Source organism: Synechococcus sp. CC9311 (assembly GCF_000014585.1).
Lineage (GTDB): Bacteria > Cyanobacteriota > Cyanobacteriia > PCC-6307 > Cyanobiaceae > Synechococcus_C.
In genome coordinates, this window is sequence record NC_008319.1 from 49714 (window position 1) to 76320 (window position 26607).

25 protein-coding genes are annotated in these 26607 nt (G+C 56.7%); 11 read left to right on the plus strand and 14 right to left on the minus strand.

The genetic code is table 11. The features are described 5' to 3' along the window. The first annotated feature begins 408 nt into the window (after nucleotides 1–408). The 4 genes from SYNC_RS00260 to mrdA all read left to right on the plus strand — a co-directional run bounded on the left by SYNC_RS00260 (nucleotide 409) and on the right by mrdA (nucleotide 5057). Nucleotides 409–840, plus strand: coding sequence for a hypothetical protein (locus SYNC_RS00260; protein ID WP_237699238.1), 432 nt, complete (start codon nucleotides 409–411; stop codon nucleotides 838–840). 1384 nt (nucleotides 841–2224) lie between these two features. After that, the gene (locus tag SYNC_RS00270) at nucleotides 2225–2836 is read left to right on the plus strand and encodes a hypothetical protein (protein WP_041426822.1); all 612 of its coding nucleotides are present in this window, start codon (nucleotides 2225–2227) and stop codon (nucleotides 2834–2836) included. Nucleotides 2837–2850: 14 nt separating this feature from the next. Next, nucleotides 2851–3246 carry a hypothetical protein gene (locus SYNC_RS00275; RefSeq protein ID WP_041426216.1) on the plus strand — a complete coding sequence of 132 codons (396 nt, stop codon included), beginning with the start codon at nucleotides 2851–2853 and terminating at the stop codon, nucleotides 3244–3246. 5 nt (nucleotides 3247–3251) lie between these two features. Then, complete coding sequence (gene mrdA / locus SYNC_RS00280) at nucleotides 3252–5057, plus strand: penicillin-binding protein 2 (protein WP_011618041.1); 1806 nt, start codon at nucleotides 3252–3254, stop codon at nucleotides 5055–5057. 1 nt (nucleotide 5058) lies between these two features. On the opposite strand, the gene SYNC_RS00285 is transcribed toward mrdA, so the two are convergent. The 4 genes from SYNC_RS00285 to SYNC_RS00300 form a co-directional block, all read right to left on the minus strand. Next, on the minus strand, nucleotides 5059–6204 hold the full coding sequence (locus SYNC_RS00285; RefSeq protein ID WP_011618042.1) for a glycosyltransferase family 1 protein: 1146 nt from the start codon (nucleotides 6202–6204) through the stop codon (nucleotides 5059–5061). Between the two features lie 13 nt (nucleotides 6205–6217). Continuing rightward, nucleotides 6218–7414, minus strand: coding sequence for an NAD-dependent epimerase/dehydratase family protein (locus SYNC_RS00290; protein ID WP_011618043.1), 1197 nt, complete (start codon nucleotides 7412–7414; stop codon nucleotides 6218–6220). A 58-nt stretch (nucleotides 7415–7472) separates the two neighbouring features. Beyond that, entirely contained in the window at nucleotides 7473–7640 is a 168-nt protein-coding gene (gene psb34 / locus SYNC_RS00295; protein ID WP_011618044.1) for a photosystem II assembly protein Psb34, read from the minus strand. Nucleotides 7641–7774: 134 nt separating this feature from the next. Next, nucleotides 7775–8584, minus strand: coding sequence for a thiazole synthase (locus SYNC_RS00300; RefSeq protein WP_041426218.1), 810 nt, complete (start codon nucleotides 8582–8584; stop codon nucleotides 7775–7777). Nucleotides 8585–8678: 94 nt separating this feature from the next. Here SYNC_RS00300 and SYNC_RS00305 point away from each other — a divergent pair, with 94 nt between their 5' ends. Continuing rightward, the gene (locus SYNC_RS00305; RefSeq protein ID WP_041426823.1) at nucleotides 8679–9200 is read left to right on the plus strand and encodes a hypothetical protein; all 522 of its coding nucleotides are present in this window, start codon (nucleotides 8679–8681) and stop codon (nucleotides 9198–9200) included. On the opposite strand, the gene SYNC_RS00310 is transcribed toward SYNC_RS00305, so the two are convergent. The 3 genes from SYNC_RS00310 to rpmI all read right to left on the minus strand — a co-directional run bounded on the left by SYNC_RS00310 (nucleotide 9168) and on the right by rpmI (nucleotide 10395). Then, entirely contained in the window at nucleotides 9168–9743 is a 576-nt protein-coding gene (locus SYNC_RS00310) for a hypothetical protein (RefSeq protein ID WP_011618047.1), read from the minus strand. The genes SYNC_RS00305 and SYNC_RS00310 overlap by 33 nt on opposite strands. A gap of 36 nt (nucleotides 9744–9779) precedes the next feature. Further along, nucleotides 9780–10127 carry a 50S ribosomal protein L20 gene (gene rplT / locus SYNC_RS00315; RefSeq protein ID WP_006855011.1) on the minus strand — a complete coding sequence of 116 codons (348 nt, stop codon included), beginning with the start codon at nucleotides 10125–10127 and terminating at the stop codon, nucleotides 9780–9782. A gap of 70 nt (nucleotides 10128–10197) precedes the next feature. Then, nucleotides 10198–10395, minus strand: coding sequence for a 50S ribosomal protein L35 (rpmI, locus tag SYNC_RS00320; RefSeq protein ID WP_011618048.1), 198 nt, complete (start codon nucleotides 10393–10395; stop codon nucleotides 10198–10200). 76 nt (nucleotides 10396–10471) lie between these two features. Here rpmI and SYNC_RS00325 point away from each other — a divergent pair, with 76 nt between their 5' ends. Further along, complete coding sequence (locus SYNC_RS00325; RefSeq protein WP_148201789.1) at nucleotides 10472–12085, plus strand: SpoIID/LytB domain-containing protein; 1614 nt, start codon at nucleotides 10472–10474, stop codon at nucleotides 12083–12085. 6 nt (nucleotides 12086–12091) lie between these two features. Next, entirely contained in the window at nucleotides 12092–13495 is a 1404-nt protein-coding gene (locus tag SYNC_RS00330; protein WP_011618050.1) for a glycosyltransferase family 2 protein, read from the plus strand. A gap of 20 nt (nucleotides 13496–13515) precedes the next feature. On the opposite strand, the gene SYNC_RS00335 is transcribed toward SYNC_RS00330, so the two are convergent. From SYNC_RS00335 to tig, 5 genes are all read right to left on the minus strand, one after another. After that, complete coding sequence (locus tag SYNC_RS00335; RefSeq protein ID WP_011618051.1) at nucleotides 13516–15447, minus strand: DNA polymerase III subunit gamma/tau; 1932 nt, start codon at nucleotides 15445–15447, stop codon at nucleotides 13516–13518. 23 nt (nucleotides 15448–15470) lie between these two features. Further along, a complete protein-coding gene (locus SYNC_RS00340; protein WP_011618052.1) occupies nucleotides 15471–16166 on the minus strand; it encodes a lecithin retinol acyltransferase family protein in 696 nt (231 codons plus the stop codon). Nucleotides 16167–16178: 12 nt separating this feature from the next. Next, nucleotides 16179–17534 (minus strand): ATP-dependent protease ATP-binding subunit ClpX, encoded by a 1356-nt coding sequence (clpX, locus tag SYNC_RS00345; protein WP_011618053.1) that lies wholly within the window; start codon nucleotides 17532–17534, stop codon nucleotides 16179–16181. Between the two features lie 88 nt (nucleotides 17535–17622). Further along, entirely contained in the window at nucleotides 17623–18312 is a 690-nt protein-coding gene (gene clpP / locus SYNC_RS00350; protein ID WP_011618054.1) for an ATP-dependent Clp endopeptidase proteolytic subunit ClpP, read from the minus strand. A 46-nt stretch (nucleotides 18313–18358) separates the two neighbouring features. Continuing rightward, a complete protein-coding gene (gene tig, locus SYNC_RS00355) occupies nucleotides 18359–19708 on the minus strand; it encodes a trigger factor (protein WP_011618055.1) in 1350 nt (449 codons plus the stop codon). A 173-nt stretch (nucleotides 19709–19881) separates the two neighbouring features. Here tig and SYNC_RS00360 point away from each other — a divergent pair, with 173 nt between their 5' ends. From SYNC_RS00360 to SYNC_RS00370, 3 genes are read left to right on the plus strand one after another with little or no spacing between them, the layout of a single operon-like run. After that, nucleotides 19882–20913 (plus strand): aspartate-semialdehyde dehydrogenase, encoded by a 1032-nt coding sequence (locus tag SYNC_RS00360; RefSeq protein WP_011618056.1) that lies wholly within the window; start codon nucleotides 19882–19884, stop codon nucleotides 20911–20913. Between the two features lie 5 nt (nucleotides 20914–20918). Next, entirely contained in the window at nucleotides 20919–21827 is a 909-nt protein-coding gene (gene dapA / locus SYNC_RS00365) for a 4-hydroxy-tetrahydrodipicolinate synthase (RefSeq protein WP_011618057.1), read from the plus strand. A gap of 59 nt (nucleotides 21828–21886) precedes the next feature. Beyond that, nucleotides 21887–23917, plus strand: a complete 2031-nt coding sequence (locus SYNC_RS00370; protein ID WP_011618058.1) for a ribonuclease J — start codon at nucleotides 21887–21889, stop codon at nucleotides 23915–23917. Here the strand turns inward: SYNC_RS00370 and SYNC_RS00375 are convergent. After that, nucleotides 23903–24700, minus strand: a complete 798-nt coding sequence (locus SYNC_RS00375; RefSeq protein ID WP_041426222.1) for a hypothetical protein — start codon at nucleotides 24698–24700, stop codon at nucleotides 23903–23905. The two genes, SYNC_RS00370 and SYNC_RS00375, sit on opposite strands and share 15 nt — an antisense overlap. A 9-nt stretch (nucleotides 24701–24709) precedes the next feature. Beyond that, nucleotides 24710–25705, minus strand: a complete 996-nt coding sequence (tilS, locus tag SYNC_RS00380) for a tRNA lysidine(34) synthetase TilS (protein ID WP_011618060.1) — start codon at nucleotides 25703–25705, stop codon at nucleotides 24710–24712. A 99-nt stretch (nucleotides 25706–25804) separates the two neighbouring features. Here tilS and SYNC_RS00385 point away from each other — a divergent pair, with 99 nt between their 5' ends. After that, nucleotides 25805–26578: a DUF561 domain-containing protein gene (locus SYNC_RS00385; protein WP_011618061.1), complete on the plus strand. Its 774-nt coding sequence runs from the start codon at nucleotides 25805–25807 to the stop codon at nucleotides 26576–26578. Nucleotides 26579–26607: the final 29 nt, after the last annotated feature.

Here is a 26607-nt window from a genome sequence, read left to right on the forward strand (position 1 = left end):
AAGGGTTCTCGGGTGGTGTGTTTCACCTTCGTTTCACCTGTCACCTTGTCACTGTCTCTATGGAGATGTCGTGGAACTCCTGTTTTCTCTACGGATGGTTTCTGTCCGTTTGTAGAGATGACGTAGAGAAAAAGACCACTTCTAAACAGCACATTTCTACGACTATTTGTAGAGAAATCGTAGGAGAATGCCTAGGTATTCAGGCACGGGAGGTCTGTTGTGGGTAGTCGGGGAAGTAATGCCAACTCATATGCCCTTTATGAGGCACTGAGGCACCTGAGAGTGGATGTTGAGGCACCTGTGCCCTACATCTACAAATGACTGGATAAGCAGGTTCATCTGCCCGTTGAGGCACGTGCGTGGCAGATAAGAGTGCCCGTGCCGAACACGAAGGGCATCAGGAAGTCCTTGAAGGTGATTGAGAGGGCAGATGCCATCGCAAAGGCAGAGGAGATGGTGATGGAAATCAGGGTCACTCTCAAACAGGGAGGAAGTGTTCTGCCGATGCCTGTTGAGGAGGTGGTGGAAAGGTTTCTCAAAACCAAACGTGCCCGTATCCGTGAGGAATGGGAGGGCAAGGATGCCGCAGGGAGAAGAAGCATCACCAAGGAGAGGTATGCCCTGATTGAGGGGAAGTTACGGAACTATCTGGTGCCGTTTCTTGGTGCCAAGACCGATGCCCGCAACGTTCCGTTTTCCAAGTGGAACGAATGGGAGGGATGGAGGGTGGAAAGCAGGCACACCCGCACTGGTGGCAAACCAAAGGCAATCACCATCCAAAACGAAATGGGTGGCAAAAGGTTCCTGCTGTCTGGGGTGCTGATGCGGAACCCTGATTAGGTGCTCGTCCCTACAAAAGAGTTCGTGCGGATATATAAAACTCTCCTTGTTCCTCACACGGGAATGCGTCGAACTTGGGGAGGTCTGGGGGGACCTTCCTTTTTTTTTGCCTCTAATGACTTCTCTACGAGGCAAAACCCAACAGTTTCTCTACCGATGTGTCTAGGAGAACTTTTTCGTCCAATCTCACTGGGACAAATGAGTTTCACCCCAGTTTCACCCCGTAAAATGAGTGCTGAGAACCCAGTTCAGTCCTCATTCTTGGGAAACCGACTTATTGAGTGGGAATAGCTCTAAATAAGCTCTTTTAAAGTTTAGTATTTGTGCTCGATTGCAGAGGCTGAAGTGTGATTGCCTTGAATTGTGTAGTAACTTGATAAGAGATAGGCCTTCTGGTTGAATGCTCCGGCATGAGTATGTTTCGCTGTCATTCTGTGTACGGCTGCAGTCTGCGGTGGAAAATATGGCCGTTCCGGCTATGATTTTCTGGAATCTTCCGGAACTCTTGTTTGGTGCGGGTCCATGACTAAGCATGCCTATTATTCTTCCCTCGAAATCGTTCAAGAGGGGAAATGTTATCGCTGTGACCTCCCGTATAAATCTTTGAGTCAAAAATTTGAGCGAGGTGAGGTAATAGATCATTTCTATACAATATTTTCGCATCCGATAAATAACGGAGTTATTAACAGGTATGGGATGTCCGCCTATGACTTTTCGGTAGATATTGTCGACAACGAAAAGGAGTCTGTTGAAAATTATGACCTCAGTTGGCTCTTCTCTGTAGATTGCTGGCAAAAGATTTCCCAGCCTCGCGCTTATCCTTATCAACATCGTCTTAATCTCCTGGGCTTATTAAGTAAGCATGTTGAATGTCGCTCAGAGCGAAGTGGGCTGAAAGAGGATTCTTAATGTATGGCTTGTATGGCTGGCTGGATTCATTGCGCTGGCTATAGGTTGATTGTTGTGTTGTTGGCGAATTCTTTATTCAAGGCTTAAGGTTCTAGGCTTGTTGTTAGGCCTGGTTGCTATTACGTGTCTTGGGGCCTGCTGTTCAGGGTTTGGTTTTTCAAGAATTCAATAGAAAAGAAATCACGTTGACAGCTCTGCCTTGACCTCTTGTGTTAGCTGTTATTGAGTAAATCTGCCTCAGAAGTAGCAAGATCTCTTTTGCGCTACCTCTTTAAAAACTGCAAATACTGCTCAATGGTTGCTCGTGAAAAAGCGTCTTTTCGGCTTGATTAAGTGTATTGCATTCAAATGTTCGAGCTCTTGGTGAGAAATTCAGTTGATTGATTTGGATGGTTGACCTTGCTTGCGTGCATTTTGGTAGGGGGCTGGTGGATGAGCCTTGGCGTCGATATCCTTAGCGCCCGGCATCAATCCCTTGACCGCTGCTCAAGAGCAGGACCTCCAGCTTCAGCGCCGTCTTCAGCAAGACAGCATTTTGTTGGCAGGGAAAACGATCTACATCAACCCTTTCTTGTATTGGCGTCGCTTCGACAGCAATACAGATCGTTGGTTGCGCGAACCGGGTCAGCTTCCCGAAGAGCAGATTGCCTCGAATCGAAGTCGCTTTTATCCCGAGCTCGACTGGACCCTGCTGGATGACTCCAACCGGGAGATCAAGGACGGAGCTGTGGAGATGTTCCTCAAGAGCCTCGAGTTGATAGGGACGTTTCATCCAGAGCTCAGCTCCGGGCATTTGCTGGAGGTGGAGCGCAAGATGGCGATCACCAAGAAGCGATCGTTCGAGCGTTGGGTTGAGAAGTCGTACCGGCGACGTGCCAAGCAGGAAACTAGGGAACGACGTCGATTTGATCGTGATCGTTTTTGGCGTTCGTGGGGGGAATGGCTTGCTTTAGAAGCGACTCATCACGCTTTGGCCCCAGCTGTGGCCTTGTTGGTGCTCACAGGTGTTGGTGGCTGGTGGATCGGGTCATCTAATTCAAGTTGTCCGACACTTTTGCCTCCTCCGGAGCAGACTGGAGTCCGCTGAGTACGAGTCTGCTCATGGCTGAGAATCAACCGTTCGACACCCTGAGACTGACGTTGATGCAGGAGGTCTTGCCCGTGGGGCTTGCTTTGGTCGAGCGAGTCCGCGCTGGAGGTCCAGCCAAGGTGGTGGAGCCTTTCACTTCAGGTGCGTCGGATCCGTTGCGAGAGTTGCGCGATGAAGGTGAACCTGCTGCGAAGGGTGTGCGTGAAAGACTCGATCAAGTGAGTCCTGGACTCGGTAATCCAGTGATGCCCGTGCAGGTGGCTGTGGAGGAGCCTTCAGCTGAAGTGGTTGACGTCATTGAAGAAGGAAGTTCACCAGAACAGGAAGAACACCAGTTGCATGAAGTTCTGGCGAGGATTACGCAACGGCTTCAGGCCTTAGAAGCTCAGCTTGAGCAAGAGAGCTAGAGGGCATGACGCGCTCCGCTTCTCCTCAAAGGGACGCTCAGCGTCACAGCGGCTTGCGCCAGCAGCCCCTGGTTTTGTTCGGATTGGTGCTGTTGTTTTGCAGCGCCATGGTTGCTCGGTTGGTGTGGCTCCAGGTGTTGGAGGGCCCTCGCTACAGGCAGCTGGCGGATGAAAACCGCATACGACTCGTACCCAGATCGCCAACGCGTGGTCGTCTCCTTGATCGCAAAGGGCGGGTATTGGCCTCCAGCAAGCTCACCTATTCGCTTTATGTGGAGCCGCGCTTGGTGGATGACGCGGCCTGGCCGGAGCTGCGCGATCGCCTTTCAAGTCTTATGGATCTCAACCCGATGACCCTGGATCGTCGCCGCCAGTCGGGGCCGGATCGCAATGGCTACCGCATCAATTTGGCCAGCGAACTCAGTTCCGAGCAGGTGCTTCGCTTCCGGGAGCAGTCCCTCGGACTGAAGGGCGCTCAAGTGGACGTGGACATTCTTCGTGCCTATCCCTACGGAACACTGGCAGCCCATACGCTCGGCTACACCCAGCCGATCACTGAAGAGGAATACACAGCACTGGCTGATCGGGGTTACAAGATTCGCGATCGGATTGGACGCATCGGGGTAGAGGCGGCCTACGAGTCGCACTTGCGGGGCAAGTGGGGCGGGCAAATGCTTGAAGTGAATGCTATGGGGGAAGTGCAGAGGCATCTAGGTGATCGTCCATCTGTTGCCGGTAAAGACCTCACGCTCACTCTCGATCTTGATCTTCAGAAGACGGCTGAGCAGGCTTTGGCTGATAAACCTGGCGGCGCAATCGTGGCTATGGACCCTCGCAACGGAGCGATCTTGGCCCTTGCGAGCAACCCGAATTTTGACCCCAATTTTTTCTCGAAATTGGTGACGACTCAAAAGGAATACGACGCGCTGTTTTCCAATCCCAAAAAGCCGCTGTTAAGCCGTGCCATGAATGCCTATGACCCTGGAAGCACTTGGAAGCCCGTGACAGCGATGGCAGGAATGGCGTCGGGCAAATTTCCGCCGGAGGTCAAGTTGAACACCACCTCCTGCATCACCTATGGCGGCCATTGTTTTCCTGATCACAATGGCGCTGGATTTGGACGGATTGGCTACGCCGACGCCCTGCGCTTCTCCAGCAATACGTTTTTCTATCAAGTCGGTGTTGGTTCGGGCTCGCTCGCTCTCAAGAAAGCGGCCACTCAACTTGGTTTCGGGCGTAAGACGGGGATCGAAATCGGTTGGGAGGAAAATGTGGGTCTCGTTGGAGATGAAGAGTGGGCAAAGGAGGGGCGAGGCTGGGCGGAGCCTGGTTCCACTCCTTGGATTCCTGAGGACATGGCCTCTGCTTCGATTGGCCAGTCCGTGGTGCAGATCACCCCTCTCCAATTGGCAAGGGCTTATTCCGTGTTTGCCAATGGTGGCTGGTTGGTAACGCCCCACCTTGCTGATCAAGGCTTGGATTGGACAGCTCCATCGCGGCGTACCAAGGTGCCGATCAAGCCATCAACCCTGGCCAAGATCCGTGAAGGCTTGCGCAAGGTGGTGGAGGACGGCACCGGCTATGGCCTGAATGGTGAGGGCATTCCTCCTGCGGCTGGTAAGACCGGTACAGCAGAGGACAGCACGGGAGGCCCAGATCATGCCTGGTTTGCCAGTTATGCCCCCTATCCGAATGGAGAGATCGTTGTGGTGGCCTTCGCTCAGAACACGCCGGGGGGTGGTTCAGTGCATGCTTTGCCGATGGCCAAGAAAGTGATTGAGGTGTGGAACCGCAATCGCAAACAGAATTGACTTACGCCGCTGAGCTGATGTCTGAGGAGAGCACCTGGCGGTAATAGCCGCGTAGCTGCTCTGTTGCCCCGGCCCAGCCCCATCGTTCGGCTTCCGATCGGGCGGCATTGCGGAGGGCTTGACGCTCGAGGTCATTGCCGAGCAGTTTGCCGGTGGCTTCGATCAAGCTACCTGCCCCTGCATCTGCACCGTCCGGTTCGTAGAGACAACCGTTGACGCCGTCGCTGATGATGTCCGGGATGCCGCCGCGATTGGCTCCCACCACTGGGCATCCAGCTGCCATTGCCTCGAGCAACACAAGGCCAAGGGTTTCGGTGCTTGAGGGGAAGAGGAAGGCATCACCGCTGGCGTAAGCCCCAGCGAGTTCCTCGCCAGCCAGATAGCCCACAAAGGTAGTGGCGGTTCCCTCGAAATGCTTCTCCAGTTGCTGTCGGTGAGGGCCATCGCCCACCAGTGCCAGTCGCGTATCGGGTAGTGCTTCGAGCACCGGACGGATCCGTTCGATTTGTTTTTCTGCGGAGAGCCGTCCGACATACAGCAGAAGCGCGCCGCGGTCGTCGTATTCACCGAGTAAGCGTTGACGGAGTTCGGGGCTACGCAACTCTGGCCGGAACAGCTCCGTATCCACGCCCCTCTGCCACAAGGCGGTGTGCTGGATGCCCTTATCACTTAGCTCTTGCACCATTGCGGTGGAGGTGCAGAGATTCAGCACAGCTTGGTTATGGGCCGCTTTGAGCAGCTCCCACAGCAGGGGTTCGAGCATGCCCATGCCGTAGTGCTCGAGATACTTCGGCAGGTGCGTGTGATAACTGGCGATCAGTGGGATGGATTTGGTCTTGGCGAGCCAGATGCCTCCCAATCCCAGAACCGCTGGGTTGACCACGTGGATCAGGTCCGGCTGGAAGGCATCGATGGCCTCGGAGACAGCAGGCCGCGGCAAGGCCAGCTTCAGCTCTGGGTAGAGCGGCAAGGGCATGGCGGGAACTCCCACCACCTTGGCTCCCATGTAATGGCTCGGTGCGCCTTCCGGACAGAACACCACCACCTCGTCTCCTGCATCCACCAAATGCTTCACCGTTTTGGTGAGCCGGGTCACGATGCCGTCAACTTTGGGGAGGAACGTTTCTGTAAAAAAGGCGATTTTCAAGGATTCGTCCCGATTAGGAAGCGTTGCCAATGGCTTGGGCCTGAGTCTTGGTCCAGGCCGACGTGCAGAGGATGCGATTGCGGTCGCAGCGATCCGCATAGCGTGTGGCGATTTCCACCACCTCCTTCAACAGCCCGTCATCAAGTGTGGTGGGTTTGAGCCCCAGCTCGATGAAACAGCGGTTGTCCACGATCAGATCGTTTTCAACGGCTTCGTTGCGTGGATTGGGGAGATTGTTGACCTGAGCACCTGTTAAAGCAGCCACCTTCTTGGCCAATTCGCCCACCTGGTGGCTCTCGGTCATTTGATTGAAGATCTTGACCCGTTCGCCTTTCTCAGGTCGATTTTCGAGCGCGAGCTGCACACAACGCACCGAGTCACGGATGTGAATGAAGGCGCGGGTTTGACCGCCGGTGCCATGCACCGTGAGTGGATATCCGATCGCTGCTTGCATCAGGAAGCGGTTCAGAACCGTTCCGTAGTCACCGTCGTAATCAAAGCGGTTGGTGAGGCGCGGATCGCGATCCGTGGCCTCGGTGTTGGTGCCCCAAACAATGCCTTGGTGAAGGTCAGTAATTCGGACTTTGTCGTTCTTGTTGTAGTAGAGGAACAGCAACTGATCGAGCGTCTTGGTCATGTGATAAACGCTGCCAGGACTGGCCGGATGAAGAATTTCCTCTTCAAAACGGCTGCCGTCAGGTTGGGGCACTTCCACCTTGAGGTAGCCCTCAGGAATGGTGGCGCCACGGTGGGATCCATAGCCATACACACCCATCGTGCCGAGGTGCACCACGTGGATGTCTTGGCCAGATTCCACGATCGCTGCCAGCAGGTTGTGGGTGCCGTTGACGTTGTTGTCAACGGTGTAGCGCTTGGTAGCACTGCTCTTCATCGAGTAAGGCGCAGCTCGCTGTTCGGCGAAGTGCACGATCGAATCCGGCTTCTCTTCGATGATGAGGTCGAGAAGCCGCTGGTACTCGTGGGCGATATCCATATGGATGAATCGCATGGGCTTGCCGCCAATGCTTTCCCACACGTTCAGACGTTCACCGATGCTCACGATCGGCGTCAACGATTCCACCTCAAGGTCGATGTCGATCTTGCGACGGCTGAGGTTGTCCACGATCACAACATCGTGATCTTGGTCGGCCAAATTCACCGCACAAGGCCAGCCGCAGAAGCCGTCACCACCTAAAACGAGAACCTTCAACCCAAACTCCTGCTGAAGCGAGCAAGCCGCTGATTTCTGGCAAGCTACTACAGGGTTTTCAGCTGACGGCTACGGACAGAGCCATGAGTGCGACAACAAGCACTGCGCCGGAGATGATCAGGAGCCGAGAGCCGTTGCTGAGAGAGGCTCCCTCGCTGATGACTTCCATGCGCGGTTCCTTTGCGAAGGCGTTGAGGCGACCGCCATCTTCTTCAGTGACCTGCATGGATTGAGCTGCAACTGAACGGGACCTTATGGAGTGGATCGTTGTTGCGCCCCTGCTCCTTCATGCTCCTTTACGTCCCGAGATGTGTTGTTACGTCGAGGCGGTGAATGGGTTGATGGACGGAATGTTCCTTGCTAGCCGTTGATCCGTCCGCTTGTGGGGGAGCTTGGAGAGGCTTCTGGGCGGGTTGGCAACCGCCCAGCCCGCAGGGATTGGCGCCCTGCATTAACGGCGTTGGCCATGGCTTCTGCCATCAGAGGAGGTTGTCCCGAAAGAGCAATGGCGCTGTTGATCAGAACCGCATCCGCGCCCATCTCCATGGCCTGGGCTGCATCACTGGGCACGCCAATTCCAGCATCGACCACCACCGGTACCTTGGCGTTCTCAATGATTAGGCCAATGTTGGCGGCATTGCGCAATCCCTGACCTGATCCGATAGGGGATCCCAGCGGCATCACGGTGGCGCAGCCCACATCTTCTAAGCGCTTGGCCAGCAGTGGGTCGGCATTGATGTAAGGCAGCACTGTGAAGCCCTCCTTCACCAGCATTTCTGCTGCTTCCAATGTTCCAAAAGGGTCGGGCAGCAAATGGCGACTGTCTGGAATGACCTCGAGTTTCACAAAATTGTTGTCCTGACCTGCCAGCTTGGCGAGCTCCCTGCCGAGCCGGGCGACCCGCACGGCCTCTTCCGCGTTGGTGCACCCCGCCGTATTGGGAAGCATCCAGATTTGTGACCAGTCAATCGCTTCCATCAGCCCTGCATGTCCTTCAGCGACCGCCTGAACCCGCCGAACGGCAACTGTGACCATCTCGCAGCCTGAGCGCTGCAGGCTGTGCTGCATGGCCTCCAGACTTGGGTATTTGCCCGTCCCGGTGATCAGTCTGCTGTTGAAAGTGCGTCCTCCGATTTGGAGTGCATCGTCGTGAGAGTGGGTCGGATCCATAGTGGTCAGTTGCGGTTTGGTTGGAGAACCGGATCGTGATGGGGTCCAAGCAGGCCGCAACCGCTCTAACCTGCGCGAGTCATCTATTGCTTGCATGCCCGTTCCTCCCGTCATGGACGTACCGGTTGAGATTCAGGCACCGTTTGAGTCTTCCCAATCGTTTGATAGTTCACAACTAGCTATACCTCTCGAACTTGAGGGATCTGTTGAGAGTTTTGATCCTGTCGCCCGTGCTGCTGATCTCGCTGCAACCCTGCCACGCCAGTGGTGCGGAAATTACACCTCGTTCACGTCCAATTCCACCGTGGATGTTGAATTGACCTTGACCCGCTTGAAGCCAATGGGCCAGATGGTGGATTTGCGCGGTGAAATGCGCATCGGCTCGATTTCAACGCCTGTTCAGGGCAATCTCAATGCCAAATCGGATCAGCTTGACCTTCTGCCTTTGTCTTCTGAGCTCACCGATGACTTGGAAATTGGCGGGAGATTTTTAGGATTACAGGATTTTTCATTGGCGGGATGGGTAGCTCCAAGGCTGACCAACCCCGGAGGGCGTCTTGACCTTTCAGGCAGCTGCGCTGTTTCAGAATCCGCGCCCATCCGGGCTCTTTGGTGAAGCTTGACTCGAATTTTTGCTTTTTGACGCTGCACGTTCCAAGCGGTTCAACCGCTTGCGTGCAGTTTTGTTTTTAGGGTCGAGAACGAGTGCTTTGCGATAAAGGGCACAAGCCTCCTCGTTTTCTAGTAAGCGCTCTTGCGCAAAAGCAAGGTTATTGATTGCCACCGGGTAATTCTCTTTAGCTCGGAGAGCCGATTTGTAATGGCGTACGGCAGTCGTAAAATCTTTTTCCGCTGCTAGCGCGTAGCCCAGGGCATTCTCAATGAGCGCCCGCGCTTCATCGGGCTCGTCGTTGAGCCTTTTAACCGCCTGGCGCAAGGTCACAATGGCCTGGGGGTACAAACGCTTGCGCAATTGAACCGACGCCAGCTCATACAAAGCACCTGCGTCTTTGGAGGAGGCGACCTTGTCTTGCTCCATCTTGAGCAAACTTTGTTCGTCGCGACGAACACGTAAAAATTGGCGACCGCCGACAACAGCAACGATCGCCAAGAGGCCGATCAGGCCCAACAAATAGGTCTGAGGCAGCAAGGAATTCATGTCAGACCAAAGAAACGTCCCGATGGGGACTGATCATTAACCCTGAGTGGCATTCACAACGTTGGCGAAACTCGCAGGATCAACAACGGCCATTTGTGCCAACATTTTGCGGTTGATCCGCACATCAGCTTTCTTGAGACCACCGATCAAGCGGCTGTAGCTCACGCCATTCATCCGTGCGGCAGCGTTGATCCGTGCAATCCAAAGACGGCGGAAATCACGCTTGCGACGACGACGGTCGCGGTAGGCATTACAAAGCGCCTTCATGACGCGTTGGTTTGCTGTGCGGAAGAGTGTTCCGTTGCTGCCGCGGAAACCACGGGCTAAGCGAAGAATTTTATTGCGGCGTTTACGGGCAACATTGCCTCTCTTGACGCGAGCCATGAATCAGATGTGGAGAAGTTGAGGGAAATGTCCTGCGTGGATTACCACCTGGCAGGACTCAGGGCTGAGCTCAGGCGTAGGGCATCATCAGCGTGACGCGTTCCTCATCGGTGCGATCCACCACAGCCTTGGTCTTCAAATGACGCTTCTGTTTCGGCGTTTTGTGATCGAGAAGGTGATTATGAAAGGCGCGGCGACGCATGAACTTGCCAGTGCCTGTTGCTTTGAACCGCTTGGCGGCTGCTTTGCGGGTCTTGAGCTTGGGCATTGGCCTGGCAGCACGCGGCATAAGCGACAACAATAGAACGTTGCCTTCCCCAAAGCCAATCAATTCAAGCCACGTCATGCTGAACCCAGTTGCAGCGGACGTGTCCTTGACTCCTCCCTTTGGCTGGCTGAAGTGCCGGGTCGTAGTGCCGTTGGCGTTGGTGAGTGCCATCGCTTGTGGCTGCCGCGCTCAAGAAGCGACCCTTGAGTCGGGTTCTCCTGTCGTTGTGACCCATCGGTCTGTGCCTTTGCCGCCCAAGGCCAATCAAGCGCCTTTGTGGGTGGCACTGGACGATCACCTCGGCCGCGGCACCACCACGCAACGTTCCGGGCCTTTGCTCACTTTGAACAGTGCTGGCCAGCAGTCCCTGCGCATGAGGGATGGATCTGGAGCCGAGGTCGCCGAGGCAAGGTCGCTGCGTCTCAGCTGGCGACTTGCTCCTTTGGCGGAACCTGTAGACATTGCACGCCAGATTGCTGGCCCCTTCGCCAGTTTTGAATCAGCGGAGCGGATTGCCAATCGTTGGCGCAATCAAGGTGTGGTTGCCCGTGTCGCCCATCCCGGCGACTGGGAGGTGTGGGCACCCATTGATGCTGAGCCGCTTGAAGGGGTCCCGGTGCGGAGATGGATGCGCACGGTCAAAACGGAAATGAAAGCCGTCTTGGAGGGCCCATCGGGTGGACGCACCTTGACGGGTCCGCTGATGCTGGAGGCTCCGAACGGTCTTCTTTGGCAGGGAGGCGTTCTGCGTGGCCCATTTCGTCTTCAGCCGGATGCCTACGGCAGTTGGACATTGCTGGAACAAGTTCCGCTTGAGCGTTATTTAGAGGGGGTGGTTCCCCATGAAATTGGCGCCGGATCTCCCAGGGCGGCACTCGAGGCTCAGGCGGTGTTGGCGCGCACCTGGGCCCTGGCGAATAGCCATCGGTTTGCAATCGATGGCTATCACCTCTGCAGTGATACGCAGTGCCAGGTGTACAGCGATCCCCGTCAAGCCAGTGCTGCAGTGCGTCAGGCGATTCGTGCCACGTCCGGACAAGTGTTGGCGTGGAATGGCGAGCCGATTCAAGCCTGGTATCACGCCAGTAATGGTGGAGTGATGGCTGGCGGAGATGAGGCCTGGGCGATGGACTCACTTCCTTACGTTCAGGCCCGTGCCGATGGCTCAGAGGCATGGGTCAATGGAATGGCGTTGCCAATGAAGGACGCCTCTTCCGTGAGTGGCTTGCTAGCGCGCAGCGAGGGTGCCTATGGCACGAATCACCCCCGTTTTCGTTGGTCGCGAACGTATAGCGCTGGCCAAGTGGCCCAGGCTTTAAGTGCAGCTGGTCTTCCTTCTGGTGTCCCCAGTGATCTCAGCGTTCAGAAGAGAGGTGCGAGTGGAAGAGTGCTGGCTCTCGACATTGAGATGTCGGGTGATGGGGAGGCGGTCCTGTTGCAGCTGGATGGCATCCGTCGCACCTTGCGTCGCCTGCCCAGCACTTTGTTTGTGATTGAGACACTTGGGCCCGATCGATGGCGTTTTAACGGTGGAGGATTTGGTCATGGAGTGGGCCTCTCGCAAGCTGGCGCCATCGATTTGGCGGCTCGAGGTTGGAGCTTTGAACGGATCCTCAGCCACTACTACCCGGGCACAACATTGACCTCGGTTCAGCCGTCAGCAAGCTCCGTAACTGGTCAGGCCCCTTAAAGTCCCATGACTTCGAATGGTGACAGGGTGTTGGCCGCAGGGACAGGCGATCGCCGGCGCGGCAAGACAGCCCTGTTTTTGGTGGCTTGCGGTTGCGCTGGAGCTGCACCCCATTGGCTTGATCCCTCAAGGAGCCTCATCCCTTCGCTCACGCTTGCGCTCGTGCTGGGTGGGTATTCCCTCAGTACAACGCTTCGAGGCTCTGACGAGAGTGCTAGTCCCGCGAATGGCACGCCTGCAAACGAGGGGGATGAGCCCTCAAGTAAAGACACCTCTTTGGCTGCAGAACCCGCTGTGGTCGAGAGCCTTGCCTCTTGGCCCAACGTGGACGTTGTGGTGGCGGCCAGGGATGAAGAGGCTGTGGTGGCACGTTTGATGGAACGCCTGGGAGCACTTCGCTATCCAGCTGACCAACTCACCACTTGGATCATTGATGACGGCAGCGAAGACAAAACACCAGATCTGTTGGATGAACTGAAGCCTCAGTACCCGAACTTGAACGTGATTCGCCGGCCGCGCAATGCAGGCGGAGGGAAGTCGGGTGCGCTGAATGCTGCGTTAGCTCAAAGCAGTGGGGAGTGGATTCTCGTGCTGGATGCCGATGGTCAGATCAGTGAAGACCAGCTGGAACGCTTGATTCCTATCGCCGTGATGGGTGACTGGTCTGGGGTGCAGATGCGCAAAGCGGTGACGAATGCTGATACCAACTTGCTGACGCGGCTCCAGGCCATGGAGATGGCGTTTGATGCGCTGATTCAGCAGGGGCGCCTGTTGGGCGGAGGGGTGTCAGAACTTCGTGGCAATGGGCAGTTGCTGCGTCGTGACGTGTTGGAAGCCTGCGGTGGCTTCAACGAGGACACGGTCACAGACGACCTGGACCTTAGTTTTCGTTTCTTGCTCCAGGGTGCGCGCACAACGCTGCTTTGGAATCCACCGGTGCGAGAAGAAGCGGTGGAGACCATTTCGGCGCTTTGGAAGCAGCGACAACGCTGGGCAGAAGGAGGGTTGCAGCGCTTCTTTGATTACTGGCCGGGGTTGCTATCCAATCGCCTAACGGTTGGCCAGAGACGTGACCTGGCTTGTTTTTTCTTGCTTCAGTACGCCCTCCCTGTTCTCTCCTTTGCCGACTTGCTCACCAGTGTTTTCACGCGAACCTCACCGGCTTACTGGCCCTTGTCGATCGTGGCGTTTGGCGTGTCAGGCGTGGCGTATTGGAGAGGGTGCCGCCGCTTCAGCGAAGGTCCTTCCCTACCTCAACCCGATCCATTTTCATTGCTGTTGGGTATTGCCTACCTCAGCCATTGGTTCTTTGTCATTCCCTGGGTCACGCTCCGAATGGCGGTGCTTCCCAAGCGATTGGTTTGGGCAAAAACCAGCCATCGCGGGAATGAGGAGACGGTCAAAGCTTGAGCTTTGATGGTTAAAACGGTTTAGTCATTGTCCAGTTCCACATCCAGGACCTGACCGTTAAAAAAGTCGGCAAAGCGCTTCACTTTTTCATCCATGATCGAAGGGGGACTCACGTCCGCTTGTGGAGGAGGAGTTGGTGAGCCCATGGATGGGGAGCCCGGTCCAGAGCCCTCAGCTGAGACGACGCTGGGCGGTTTCGCGCTTGCGGGAGGTGAGTTTGTTGTGGGCGCTGCCACAGGAGTGATGGATGATGGTTGTACAGCAGGCACCGCGACTGGCGCTGGAGACGCTGGCTTCGGTTGAGAAGGCTGGGCTTGAGACGCCGTTGGAGCTGTGATCGGCGTGGATGGTGTTGATTGCGTTGCGGCGGCTGGCGTTGAGGCCATCGGGGCTGCGCCACCGTGGTTTTCCAAAACCAGTTGTCGGTTCCCGCCAATGGAACGTTTGATGGCTTGTTCCAGCAAACTGGCCCGGCTTTGCACCATCCCCATCCAGTTTCCAGCCACCTGCACCACAGCGCGATGGGGATCGAGTCGGACCAGTTGTGCCTGCTGTGACAGCAGCATTCGGGTGGAGGGGAGCTCCAGACTGGCGAGAATCTGTTGCCATAGTTCAGCCAGGTTGTGGCTGTCAGGGTCTGGATCTTGCACTGATTGTGGCGTCGGAGCAGGCTCTGAGCTCACGACCGGTTGCGGACTTGTGTTGGGAAGGCTGACGGGTGGTGGTGCTGTTGTTTCAGCTGCTGGATCTGTGCTGGTTAGCGCCGGTGTGCTGATGGCTGGAGGAATGCTTGCTTGAGCGCTGCTTGGTGGATTGCTGCCCGGTGCTGCAGAACTGGGTTTTGCAACGGGGAGCTCGGCCTCAGCAAGGAGGCCCAGCAGTAACACTTCAAGCCACAACCTTGGTTGCACGCTTTGACGCAGTTGCTGTTCGCTGCCTTTGAGTTGTGCTTGCCAGTACAGAAGTCGCTGACGGCCTAGGCGTTTCGCGAGTGCAGGCAACTGCTCTCGAAATTGTGGTGATACCCCGGTGAGCTCTGGGCGGTCCGGTGCGACAGCCATCAACACCAGGTCGCGCAAAATTCCAGCTAACCCCTGAAGTACAGCACCTGGATCCCGGCCACGATCCAGCAGGCGTCTGCTCGCCTCCAGAAGCGTGAGCGGTTCTCCCTCCGCAAGCGCTTCAGCCAGGTTGAGAAGCTCTTGTTCTGGAACGGCTCCCAAGAGATCCCAGACCGCATCCGCCTTGATCGGTCCCGGGAGGAGGCTGAGCTGATCGAGCAGGCTTTCTGCGTCGCGCAGACCGCCTTGGGCGCGTTGGGCCACCACATGCAGTGCCTCTGGTTGGATCGGAATCGACTCCTGTTCGGCAATCCAGGCGAGGTGCGAGTTCAAAGCCTCGAGGGGAATTCGCCTGAAGTCAAAGCGTTGGCAGCGGCTCAGGATTGTGGGCAGCACCCGTTGGGGATCGGTCGTGGCCAACACGAACACCACCTGCGGCGGTGGCTCTTCCAAGGTTTTGAGCAGCGCGTTAAATGCGGCTGTGGAGAGCATGTGGCACTCATCCACCACGTACACCTTCCAGCGCGCTTGCACAGGAGCAAACCGGGAGCGTTCGATGAGATCGCGAATGTTATCGACCCCGGTATTGGAGGCGGCATCGATCTCGATCACATCAAGGGCTGTGCCCCGTGCAATCGTGTTGCACAGCTCACAAGTCCCGCAGGGCTGTGGCGTTGGACCGTCGTGGCTGAGGCAATTGAGGGAGCGCGCAAGGATTCTGGCGCTGGATGTTTTGCCGGTTCCGCGCGGGCCGCTGAACAGATAGGCCGGTGCGATACGTCCGGAGGTGAGGGCATGGCCGAGCGTGGCGGCAATCGCCTCCTGACCCACCAGCTGATCAAACCGTTGAGGACGGTATTTGTGATGCAGCGGCTGATAGGCCTGACTCATGCACTACCCGCAAGATGTTGAGGTTACTCAGCTTGATCGCTGATGGAAGGCCCATGTTGCTCGTTGAGCAAATCGCTGATGCGTTGCTCGAGTTCTTCTAAGGCTGCGAGTTCATCGGCGAGGCTTTGCCCTGCTTTGAGTAGCTTTCTGCTCTGTCCTCCGTAGCGATCGCTGGCGCCATTGTTGGGGCCGCCGCGAATCCACCCCTCTGCCTGCTCAAGCGTGCCTTCCAGCTGGTCGAGCAAACTTTCACGGAGTTTTTTTAGCTGTAAGAGGCCGCGGCGAGCGCGATCTCGGGATTGTTTATTCACCAACCCCTGCTTCAGGAGCAATCGGAGTCCCGTGAGAAGCGCTGCGGGCATCAGCTGGCCGATTGCCAAAGCGCCGAGGCTGGTGGTGTGCAGGAAGTTCTCCACTTGACCGCTCTGATGCCGGCCGGTTTTGCACCAGCTGGCGAAGTGTTCGCAGTTGTTGAAGAGCAGGTTGTAGCGCTGTTCGCCGATGCGACTCATTGCGCGCCGCAGTGTGACGCCCGCTGGAGATGGATGGTCATGCTCAACAACGCTGGTTTCTAATCCGCGTTTGAACTCCTCCAACGGACTGCGCAGAATTTCTCGTCCCTCGAGGTAATGGGCGATGGTGCCATCGCCCAGATCGATGCCGTGATGCAGAAATAAACCGTGTTGGCGTGGAACTGAAAGATGGTCAGCGGCAGCCATTCAGGGTGAGGTTCAAGCCGACTCTTTGTGCTGCTTGGTGCCGGGGAGGGGAAGCACCTTGCCACCGGTGTGTTCCTCGACCATGGCTTTGGTGATGGTGAATGCAGTCACGTTTTGATCGGAGGGCAGCTCGTACATCAGATCAAGCATCAACTCCTCGACGATGCCGCGCAGGGCTCGGGCGCCTGTTTTGCGACGGTGAGCTTCTTTTGCAATCGCCTCAACGGCCTGGGCTTCGAAGTCCAGTTGCACGTTGTCCATGCTCAAGAGAGTGCTGAATTGCTTCACCAGGGCGTCGCGTGGCTCAGTGAGAATCGACTCAAGTGCGTGTTCGTCTAAGGGCTCAAGCACGGCGCTCACAGGCATGCGCCCAATGAACTCTGGGATGAGGCCGTACTTGACCAGATCATCGGGTTCGAGATGGCGGAGCACCTGGGCAGCTTGGATATCGCGGGTCGCGCGGTTGCGCCCCCTTCCATCGTTTGGAACAAAGCCGATGGCATTGCGGCCCATACGTTTCTGCACCACGTCATCCAGGCCGACGAAGGCTCCACCACAAATGAACAGGATTTGGCTCGTATCGATCTGGATGCAGTCCTGGTAGGGGTGCTTACGACCACCCTGAGGAGGCACATTGGCCACGGTGCCCTCCAGCATTTTCAGAAGGGCCTGTTGAACCCCTTCCCCAGACACGTCGCGTGTGATTGAGGGGTTTTCGCTTTTGCGAGCGATTTTGTCAATTTCATCGATGTAGATGATCCCTCGCTGGGCCTGTTCCACGTCCATATCGGCTTTCTGCAGCAGCCGTAGCAGGATGTTTTCAACGTCTTCTCCGACGTAGCCAGCCTCTGTGAGGGTTGTGGCATCGGCAACGGCGAAAGGCACATCGAGCATTTCCGCCAGGGTTTGGGCCAGCAGCGTCTTGCCGCAGCCGGTTGGACCAATCAGCAGAATGTTGCTCTTATGGAGGCGGGTGGCCGTTTGGGCAGCTTCACCCTGGCCATCGCCCTGCCAGGCCAGACGTTTGTAGTGGTTGTAGACGGCAACAGACATCACCTTCTTAGCCGCCTCCTGACCAACAACTTGTTCGTCGAGGAAACCCTTGATCTCTTGGGGTTTGGGGATCGTGGCCAGCGTTGGCGCAGGTTTGCTGGTTTTGCGAGTGCCGCCTGCAGCAGTTTTTTTGGAAGGTTCGGCGCCGTGACGAGGATTGCCCTGGGCGTCGATCAGCTCTTCATCAAGAATTTCGTTGCAGAGATCGATGCATTCATCACAGATGTAAACCCCAGGACCTGCGATCAGCTTGCGCACTTGCTCCTGGGACTTTCCGCAGAAAGAGCACTTCAGATGGGCGTCAAATTTGGCCATCGGGCTCTGGACTCATCAAACGGAAAGACAGAACCGGTCGGAGTGGGATCGGACTGAGTACGTAGGATCGTTGGGAATATGGGCTGTGTCAGCCCCCCGTAATGATTCCTTCGCCTCCGAGATTGTCCACAACGCGATCGATCAATCCGTATTCAACCGCTTCTGCCGGAGAAAGGAAGTAGTCCCGTTCGGTGTCCTCGGTGATTTTGGCGAGCGGCTGGCCGGTATGGTCCGCCATCAGGCCGTTCAGGGTTTCCTTAAGAAATAAAATTTCCTGCGCCATGATTTCGATGTCCACGGCCTGACCTTGGGCACCCCCTAAGGGTTGGTGGATCATGATCCTGGCGTTGGGCAGGGCTAAGCGTTTGCCTTTGCAGCCTCCGCTCAGCAGAAAAGCGCCCATTGAGGCGGCGAGGCCGTAGCAGATCGTGACGACGTCAGGAGCCACCTGCTGCATCGTGTCGTAGATCGCCAAGCCTGCAGTAATTGATCCACCCGGTGAATTGATATACACCTGAATGTCTTTTTCGGGGTCTTCTGCTTCTAGAAACAGAAGTTGAGCAACCAGAGCATCCGCCACCTGGTCGTTTACATCGGTTCCCAGAAAGATGATTCTCTCCCTGAGCAGACGGGAATAAATATCAAACGAGCGTTCACCCCGCCCGGACTGCTCAACCACCGTGGGAACCCCAGGAGAGGCATGCGGTGTGTGAGCGGAGACGGGAAGGGTTCCCCGCCAGCGGTTTTCTATCGGGTGGTGGCTGCGGGCGTTGATCACGCGGCGGCGGGCGGGAGGACAGGTTGATGCAATCTATGGACGCCGATCAGGCATCTGTGACGCTCGGCTTGTCCTTGTCAGGGGCCTTTTCGGTCACGGTGCTGTTTTCTTCCAGCCACCCGAGCAGTTTTTCTTGGAGTAGATCCTCGATCACGGCTTGACGGAGACGGTTGGGGTCGATGTCACGCTCACCGGAGAGTTGGGCTGTGACCTCTTTCACTTTGGCGTCAATCTCTGGGTCCTCAATCTTGAGGCTTTCTGCTTCCGCCAGGGCTGAGAGGGCAAGACTGCGGCGTAAACGCTCCTCTGCTTCTGGGCGTGAGGTCTCCATCAAGTTGCGGACTAGATCAGGAGTGAACAGGGATTTCACATCCATTCCCTGCTGAGAGAATTGAGCTGCGGTTTGTTCCACCAGGTTGCGGACTTCCTGTTGAACCAGGGTTTCGGGCAGTTCCACCTCGAGTTGCTCGACGAGAGCGGCGAGGAGGGCATCGCGTCGATTGCTGGTAGTACGGCGCTCAGCGTCGTCCTTCAAACGCTTCTCAAGGTCGGTGCGGAGCTCAGCCAAAGTTTCCTGCTCGCTGGCTTGTTTGGCGAAGTCGTCATCCAGGTCGGGAAGTTCTCTGGTCTTGAGATCCTTCAGTTCAATCTCGAAGCTGGCCTTGCGTCCGCGCGCATCTTCTTTGGGGTAGTCCTCAGGAAAATTGCACGCCACTGTTTTGCTGTCACCAACGGTCATCCCCACAACGCCTTCAATGAAGCCGGGGATCATGCGGCCATGCTCGAGGTCCACATCCATCGATTCGGAGCTGCCGCCTTCGATCTCGCTGCCGTCGTCGCTGTAGGTGCCCTTAAAACCCACCACAGCGATATCGCCTTGTGCAGCCTTGCGGCCCTCGACAGGGACCACGGTTGCCAGCTGACGGCGTGACTGCTCGAGCATTTCATCCACTTTTGCAGCATCGAAGCTGACGCTCTCCGCTTCTGCTTTCAGCCCCTTGGTGGTCTTCAGGGTTGGGGTGGGAGCCACATCGGCTTCAAATGTGATGGAAAGGGGTTTTCCAGGTTCAAAAGACTCCAGCAGGGCTTCGTAGCCGCCATCCACTTCGGGTTGGCCTAAGGCTTCAATCGTTTCCTGCTTGATCGTGTCCCGCCAGATGGCGTCCACAAGGTTCTCAAGCGCGGTCGCGCGAATGCGCAGTCCGCCAAGTTGTTGTACGAGAACGGAGCGAGGCACCTTGCCTTTGCGGAATCCAGGCAAATTCACGCTGCGGCTGAGCTGTGAGATTGCTGCTTCGTAACTAGCTTGACTGCGTTCGGCTGGAATCGCTACTTCAACGGCCAGACGGCTGCCGGGGCGGGCTGTGGAGGTGACCTTCAGGCTGGCGGCACTCATCGGCGGCGTTTAAGAGCAGACCCGTCACCTTAATTAAGTGTGAGTCCTTTGCCATCCGCGTAAGGTGGTTGGAACGCTTTAGCAACTCCCTGCGGCGTCACAACGCCAGGGATCGATGCAGTGAGTGGCTTGTAGCCACGGCTTACACCAGATTTTGTTCCAGTTTCATTCGTTTGATCTCCGCCGCTCCATTCCCTAACCGACCCCTAACCGTTGCTGTCCTGGGTGCCAGTGGTGCCGTGGGACAAGAGCTTCTCCAGCTCCTTGAGGAGCGGAATTTTCCTGTTGCTGAACTGCGCCTTTTGGCATCCGCCCGGTCTGCTGGGAGTCGCTGCTCTTGGAAGGGGCAGGAGCTCATCGTTCAAGAGACCACAGCCACAGCCTTCCAAGGAGTTGACTTGGTGCTTGCCTCGGCCGGTGGATCGGTCTCCAAGGCTTGGCGCGAAGCGATCGTGGCGTCGGGAGCTGTGATGGTTGATAACTCCAGCGCGTTTCGCATGGAAGATGGTGTGCCTCTTGTCGTGCCCGAGGTGAATCCAGATGCAGCGCATCAGCACCAGGGCGTGATTGCTAATCCCAACTGCACCACAATTTTGCTGAGCTTGGCGTTAGCGCCGCTGGCGTTGCGCCGACCATTGCGTCGCGTGGTGGTGAGCACCTACCAATCGGCCAGTGGTGCAGGTGCTCGCGCCATGGACGAGCTTCGCCAGCTCTCCCAGGTGGTGCTGGATGGAGGCACCCCCACCAGTGAGGTATTGCCCCATTCGCTTGCGTTCAATCTTTTTTTGCACAATTCTCCGCTGCAGGCGAATGGCTACTGCGAAGAAGAGCTGAAGATGGTGAATGAAACCCGCAAGATCATGGGACTACCTGATTTGCGTTTTACTGCAACATGTGTGCGGGTCCCTGTGTTGCGCGCTCACTCAGAAGCGGTCAATGTGGAATTCCATGAGCCGTTCTCCGTAGAGGAGGCACGTTCACTTCTGGCTGCAGCTGCCGGTGTTGAGTTACTCGACGATTCCGCCCACAACCGATTCCCAATGCCCACCGATGTAACGGGTCGAGACCCGGTCATGGTGGGGCGGATTCGTCAGGACATCAGTGAGCCAAATGCTCTTGAGTTTTGGCTGTGTGGTGATCAGATTCGCAAAGGTGCTGCTCTGAATGCCATTCAAATTGCCGAACTGCTTCTTCCTTCTGTTTGATCTATATGAGTCCTGCTGCTGAACTTTCTCCAACTCCGTTTGGCCGCTTGTTAACGGCCATGGTGACCCCCTTCGATGCTGAGGGCCGCGTGGATTTTGCCTTGGCAGGTCGTTTGGCCCGTCATCTTGTCGAGGAAGGTTCAGAGGGGCTAGTCGTTTGTGGCACCACGGGTGAATCTCCAACCCTGAGCTGGCAGGAGCAAGTCAAGATGCTGGAGGTGGTCCGTCAAGCCGTTGGACCTGGCGTCAAGGTGCTTGCTGGTACGGGCAGCAACAGCACGGGGGAGGCGGTGAAGGCCACGCGGGAAGCGGCGGCATCAGGTGCTGATGGTGCCCTTGTGGTTGTGCCTTATTACAACAAGCCTCCCCAAGAAGGCTTGGAAGCGCATTTTCGAGCGATTGCGAACGCGGCTCCAGAGCTGCCTCTGATGCTCTACAACGTGCCTGGACGCACTGGCACGAGCTTGGCTCCAGCCACGGCCGCTCAGCTGATGAATTGCGCCAATGTGGTGAGTTTTAAGGCGGCCAGCGGCTCCATTGAAGAAGTCACCGAGCTGCGCTTGGCCTGTGGACCTCGCCTTGCCGTGTATAGCGGTGATGACGGCTTGCTCTTGCCGATGTTGTCCGCTGGTGCTGTTGGTGTGGTGAGTGTGGCCAGCCATGTTGTTGGCAGGCGTTTGCGCCACATGATTGATGCTTACCTCAGCGGTCAGAACGCTGTTGCCCTTGGTCAACACGAGCAGTTAACGCCGCTCTTCCAGGCCCTCTTTGCAACCTCCAACCCCATCCCTGTGAAAGCTGCTCTTGAGCTGAGTGGATGGCCAGTAGGTGCTCCTCGTCTTCCTTTATTGCCACTTAATTCAGCCATGCGCGATTCCTTAGCCGACCTTCTCACTGCCCTGCGTCAGACCTGACGCTCCGGCTGCCAGTACAGATTTTTTTCCTTTTTTTAAATTCTTCGCGAACTTTATCGATGACATCCACTCTTTCTAAAACCAAGCAGGCGTGTCTCCGTGTGATTCCACTCGGTGGCTTGCATGAAATCGGCAAGAACACTTGCGTGTTCGAGTACGGCGATGACCTGATGCTTGTGGATGCCGGTTTGGCATTCCCCAGTGATGGAATGCACGGGGTGAATGTGGTGATGCCTGACACCAGCTTCCTGCGTGAAAACCAGAGCCGGATTCGGGGCATGATTGTGACCCATGGTCACGAAGATCACATCGGTGGGATCGCTCACCACCTCAAGAATTTCGATATTCCGGTGATTTATGGGCCTCGTTTGGCCCTATCCATGCTCACTGGAAAAATGGATGAGGCCGGTGTGACCGATCGCACCACGCTCCAGACAGTTGGCCCAAGAGATGTGGTGAAGGTGGGTCAGCACTTCTCGGTGGAGTTCATTCGCAACACCCACTCGATGGCCGACAGCTTTTCGCTGGCGATCACCACTCCAGTGGGCACTGTGATTTTCACTGGTGATTTCAAGTTTGACCACACCCCTGTGGATGGGGAGCACTTTGACTTGGCCCGCCTTGCCCATTACGGCGATCAGGGAGTGCTGTGTCTGTTTAGTGACTCCACCAATGCGGAGGTCCCTGGGTACTGCCCGCCTGAACGTTCTGTGTTCCCCAACCTCGATCGCCATATCGCGGAAGCGGAAGGGCGGGTGATCATCACCACATTTGCGAGCTCGATTCACCGGGTTTCGATGATTCTTGAGCTGGCGCTTAAAAACGGACGGAAGGTGGGTCTACTTGGGCGCTCCATGCTCAATGTGATCGCCAAAGCCCGTGAACTCGGCTACATGCGTGCACCCGACGAGCTGTTTGTGCCAATCAAGCAGATCAACGATGTGCCAGATCGCGAGACGCTGTTGCTGATGACCGGAAGCCAGGGTGAGCCTCTTGCTGCTTTGAGCCGGATTTCACGTGGTGATCATCCGCAAGTGAAGGTGAAAACCTCAGACACGATCATTTTTTCTGCGAGCCCTATCCCTGGCAACACCATCTCAGTGGTGAACACGATCGATAAGTTGATGATCTTGGGAGCCAAGGTGGTGTATGGCAAGGGTGAAGGCATTCACGTGTCAGGCCATGGCTTCCAGGAAGATCAGAAGTTGATGTTGGCTCTCACCCGCCCGAAATATTTCGTGCCTGTGCATGGTGAGCACCGCATGTTGGTGAAGCATGCCCGCACGGGCCATTCCATGGGCGTGCCAGAAGACAACACGCTGATCATCAATAACGGAGATGTCGTTGAGCTCACTCCGGATTCAATGCGCAAAGGTGATCCAGTCAAAGCAGGTATCGAGCTGCTCGATCAGTCGCGCAATGGCATCGTTGATGCACGCGTGCTCAAGGAGCGTCAACAGCTTGCCGTTGACGGAATCGTGACGATCTTGGCCGCGATCAGCACCGATGGGGCGATGGTGGCTCCACCGCGCGTCAACTTGCGTGGTGTGGTCACCACCGCGGATGCACGCAAGATGTCGCTGTGGACGGAACGTGAAATTAAGTGGGTGCTTGAAAATCGCTGGAAGCAGCTCTGCCGCCATGTGGATGCGGGCTCTCCCGAAGTGGATTGGATGGGCGTCCAGCGCGAAGTGGAAGTGGGCTTAGGTCGTCGCATGCGCCGCGAAATGCAAGTGGAGCCTTTGATTCTTTGTCTCATTCAGCCGGCACCTGGTGGCACACCGGTTTACAAAGGCCGGGCCGATGCAGAACCTGATACCCGCCCGGCATCCCGCGGGCGTGGCGGTCGTCATGGTGGTCCTGGCCGCGATAGCGGCAACGGCCATGTCCGGCGTGATCGCAATGCGGCCCCTGCTCGGGTGGTTCCTTCGCGTGTGATTGGAACACCGGCACCTACAGCAGAAGCAACGCCAGCGCCCACCCCTGCTCCAGTTAAAGAGCCTGTTGCGTCTTCAGTGGTTGTGACCAGTGCTCCAGAGCCCGAGATGCCAGCTGGTCGTACTCGTCGTCGTCGTTCAGCGGCGGCGTAGGGAACGCCAGGCCAATCCCAACCGCTTCTGCAAGGAAAGTGAAGTTGTTTGGTCGTCATTAGCTGTCTGAGCGGATGACGATCCAACTTGTGAAATGTGGTTCAGATTGACGCGCAGCAGTCCGTCCTCCAAACGCTTGGGGGCCGTATCAAAGTCGCGTGTCAGCGATGGAGCTGAAGCCTTCTGAGGAGCGTGTTCCAAGTTGACTGATTTTTCAGCCCGCTTTTCAGCGCTGTCAAGAACTTTTGGCTGTTGAGATTCCTTTGGCTGTCGCGACTCATCTTTCAGCCAGGGCATGGCCGTTTCGATTGTTTCAGCTTCGGGGTTGTCTGCCTCTGCGCGCTTTGCGGGGGTGTTTAAAAACGGATCACGGATGAGATCGTTGCCTGCTAACTGGCTTGATGCGTTTGCAAAGGGCACTGTTGCCAGCTCTTCTGCCAATGGTGCAGACACGGCAACATCAATAACAGGTGAGCGCTCCAAAGCTTCGTTGAGACCTTGTTGAGCAAGTTCCCGCAGCGTGTCCGGCGGCTCGCTGGCAAGTACGAGCCTGTAGAAGTCGGCGCTCTGGCTGACATCATCCTTTCCATAGAGGTGGATGTGACCGAGCAACAGGGCCACAAAGGCTCTCCAGGCCAGGGTTGCTTCCCGTTCCGCTCCTGAGGCAGGAAGTGGGTCTAGTTGCCCCAGCAGTGGTCGCGCTAAGTCATCGGCCTTATCGAACTCACTGGCGCTGTAGGCCTGTTCAGCGGCGACGTATTGCTCCTGAAAATCAGCGTCCAAGCGAGGTTGTTACGGCTGGCTCACCAGTTGTACCGAGTCTCGGGTCCATTGCAGAGTCTTGTGCTCCGCTAAAGAGCGGCTCCCGGGGGGGCGGCCAGGGCCAATGGCAACACTCAGGGTGTCGAGTTGGCTGGCGGAGAGCGTGCGAACGCCTTGTTGTTGCAGCCAATGATGGAGCAAGAGCCGACGGGTGGCGTCTGGCAAAACCTTGAGTGCCTTGCGATGCAAGCCGCGTTCATAGCGCAGCTGTTCCAGGGCCAGTGTGGCGAGGGTGCGTTGGCTGTCCTCCACTTGGGACACCCGCTCGCTGAGTTGGGCGATGCGTTGGCTGCAACCGGGATGTAACTCCTCAAGCACCGGCAGCACATCGTTGCGGATGCGGTTACGGCTGAAGGCCGGATTGGCATTCGATGGATCAAGCCAAACGGGCAGTTGCAAGTCCTGGCAGATCTGGGTTGTGTCGTCTCGGCTGAAGGTCAGCAGGGGGCGCACCAGCCGAGTGCCGTTGGGGTCATTGTTTTGAAGTGGTCTGATGGGCCGCAAGCTGCCAAGGCCGGCTAGATCCGTGCCTCGGGCCAATTGCAGCAGCAATGTTTCTGCCCGATCGCTCGCCGTGTGAGCGGTGAGAACTGTGCGGCAGCAGAACTGTTGGCTTAATGCGGCAAGTTCTTGGTAGCGCCAGGATCGGGCGCTGGCCTCTGTGCCTGTGTGATCTCTCGTGTTGCGGCTGATCTGTAGATCCAGCTCCTGGCCTTGGCACCACTCCTTGAGTTCGGAAGCAGTGGCTGCTGATTGATCGTGCCAACCATGGTCTCCGTGCCACAGCTGAAAGTGCCAATGATGCAGATGCTGAAGCCCCAGGAGTAGGCCTAGTAAGGCCATGGAGTCTTGACCGCCGGAGAGAGCGATCAGCAATGTTTCCCCATCGGGCAGCAGGTTCGGTTGCCTCAGCAGTTGGCGGTGCAGGGTGTCGTGCCAAGGCAGCCATGATTTGGATGCAGCCATGGTGTGGCCAGCGAGTGGAACAACAGAAATTTGATCTTGCCTGTTCTTAGGCGCGATCACACGTGTGGTGTGAGAATGATGGAACCTGATTTCGCTGGGATGTCCCGCCTTTCTCTGCTGCCAGCTGAGCTCCGTCGCAGCCTGGAGCAGCGTTCTGCACTCAAGGTGATCGCCGGTCTGATGAACTTCGATCAAGCCAACGTGGCGATGGTGGCGGCTGCCGCGGGTCGCGGCGGTGCTGATTTGATTGATGTGGCCTGTGATGCGGCGCTGGTCAAGCTGGCGATCGAATCCTCCGCTGGTGTGCCTGTTTGTGTGTCTGCGGTGGATCCTGAGCTGTTTCCTGCCGCTGTGGCTGCTGGTGCGGCCATGGTGGAGATTGGCAATTACGACGCTTTCTATCCTCAAGGCCGCCTCTTTGATGCCGCTGAAGTGCTGGCCATCACCCGCCGAACCCGCGAGCTGCTTCCCGACGTGGTGATGAGCGTCACGGTGCCCCATGTGCTGCCGCTGGATCAGCAAGAGCAGTTGGCTGTGGATTTGGTTGCAGCCGGTGCTGATCTGATCCAAACCGAAGGCGGCACCAGCGCAAAGCCGTTCAGCGCTGGCAGCCTTGGATTGATTGAAAAAGCAGCTCCTACTTTGGCCGCATCCCACAGCATCAGTGCTGCGCTGCAACAGGCCGAGTGCGCTGTCCCCGTGCTCTGCGCCTCTGGATTGTCTGCTGTCACCGTGCCAATGGCCATTGCTTCTGGTGCCGCTGGTGTAGGAGTGGGATCAGCGGTTAATCGCCTCAACGATGAGCTGGCGATGACCGCTGTAGTGCGCGGGCTGCGCGAGGCTTTGGGGCGTCCAGTGATCAGCCGCGTCTGATTGCGGTTGCACTGGCACGACGATCCTGT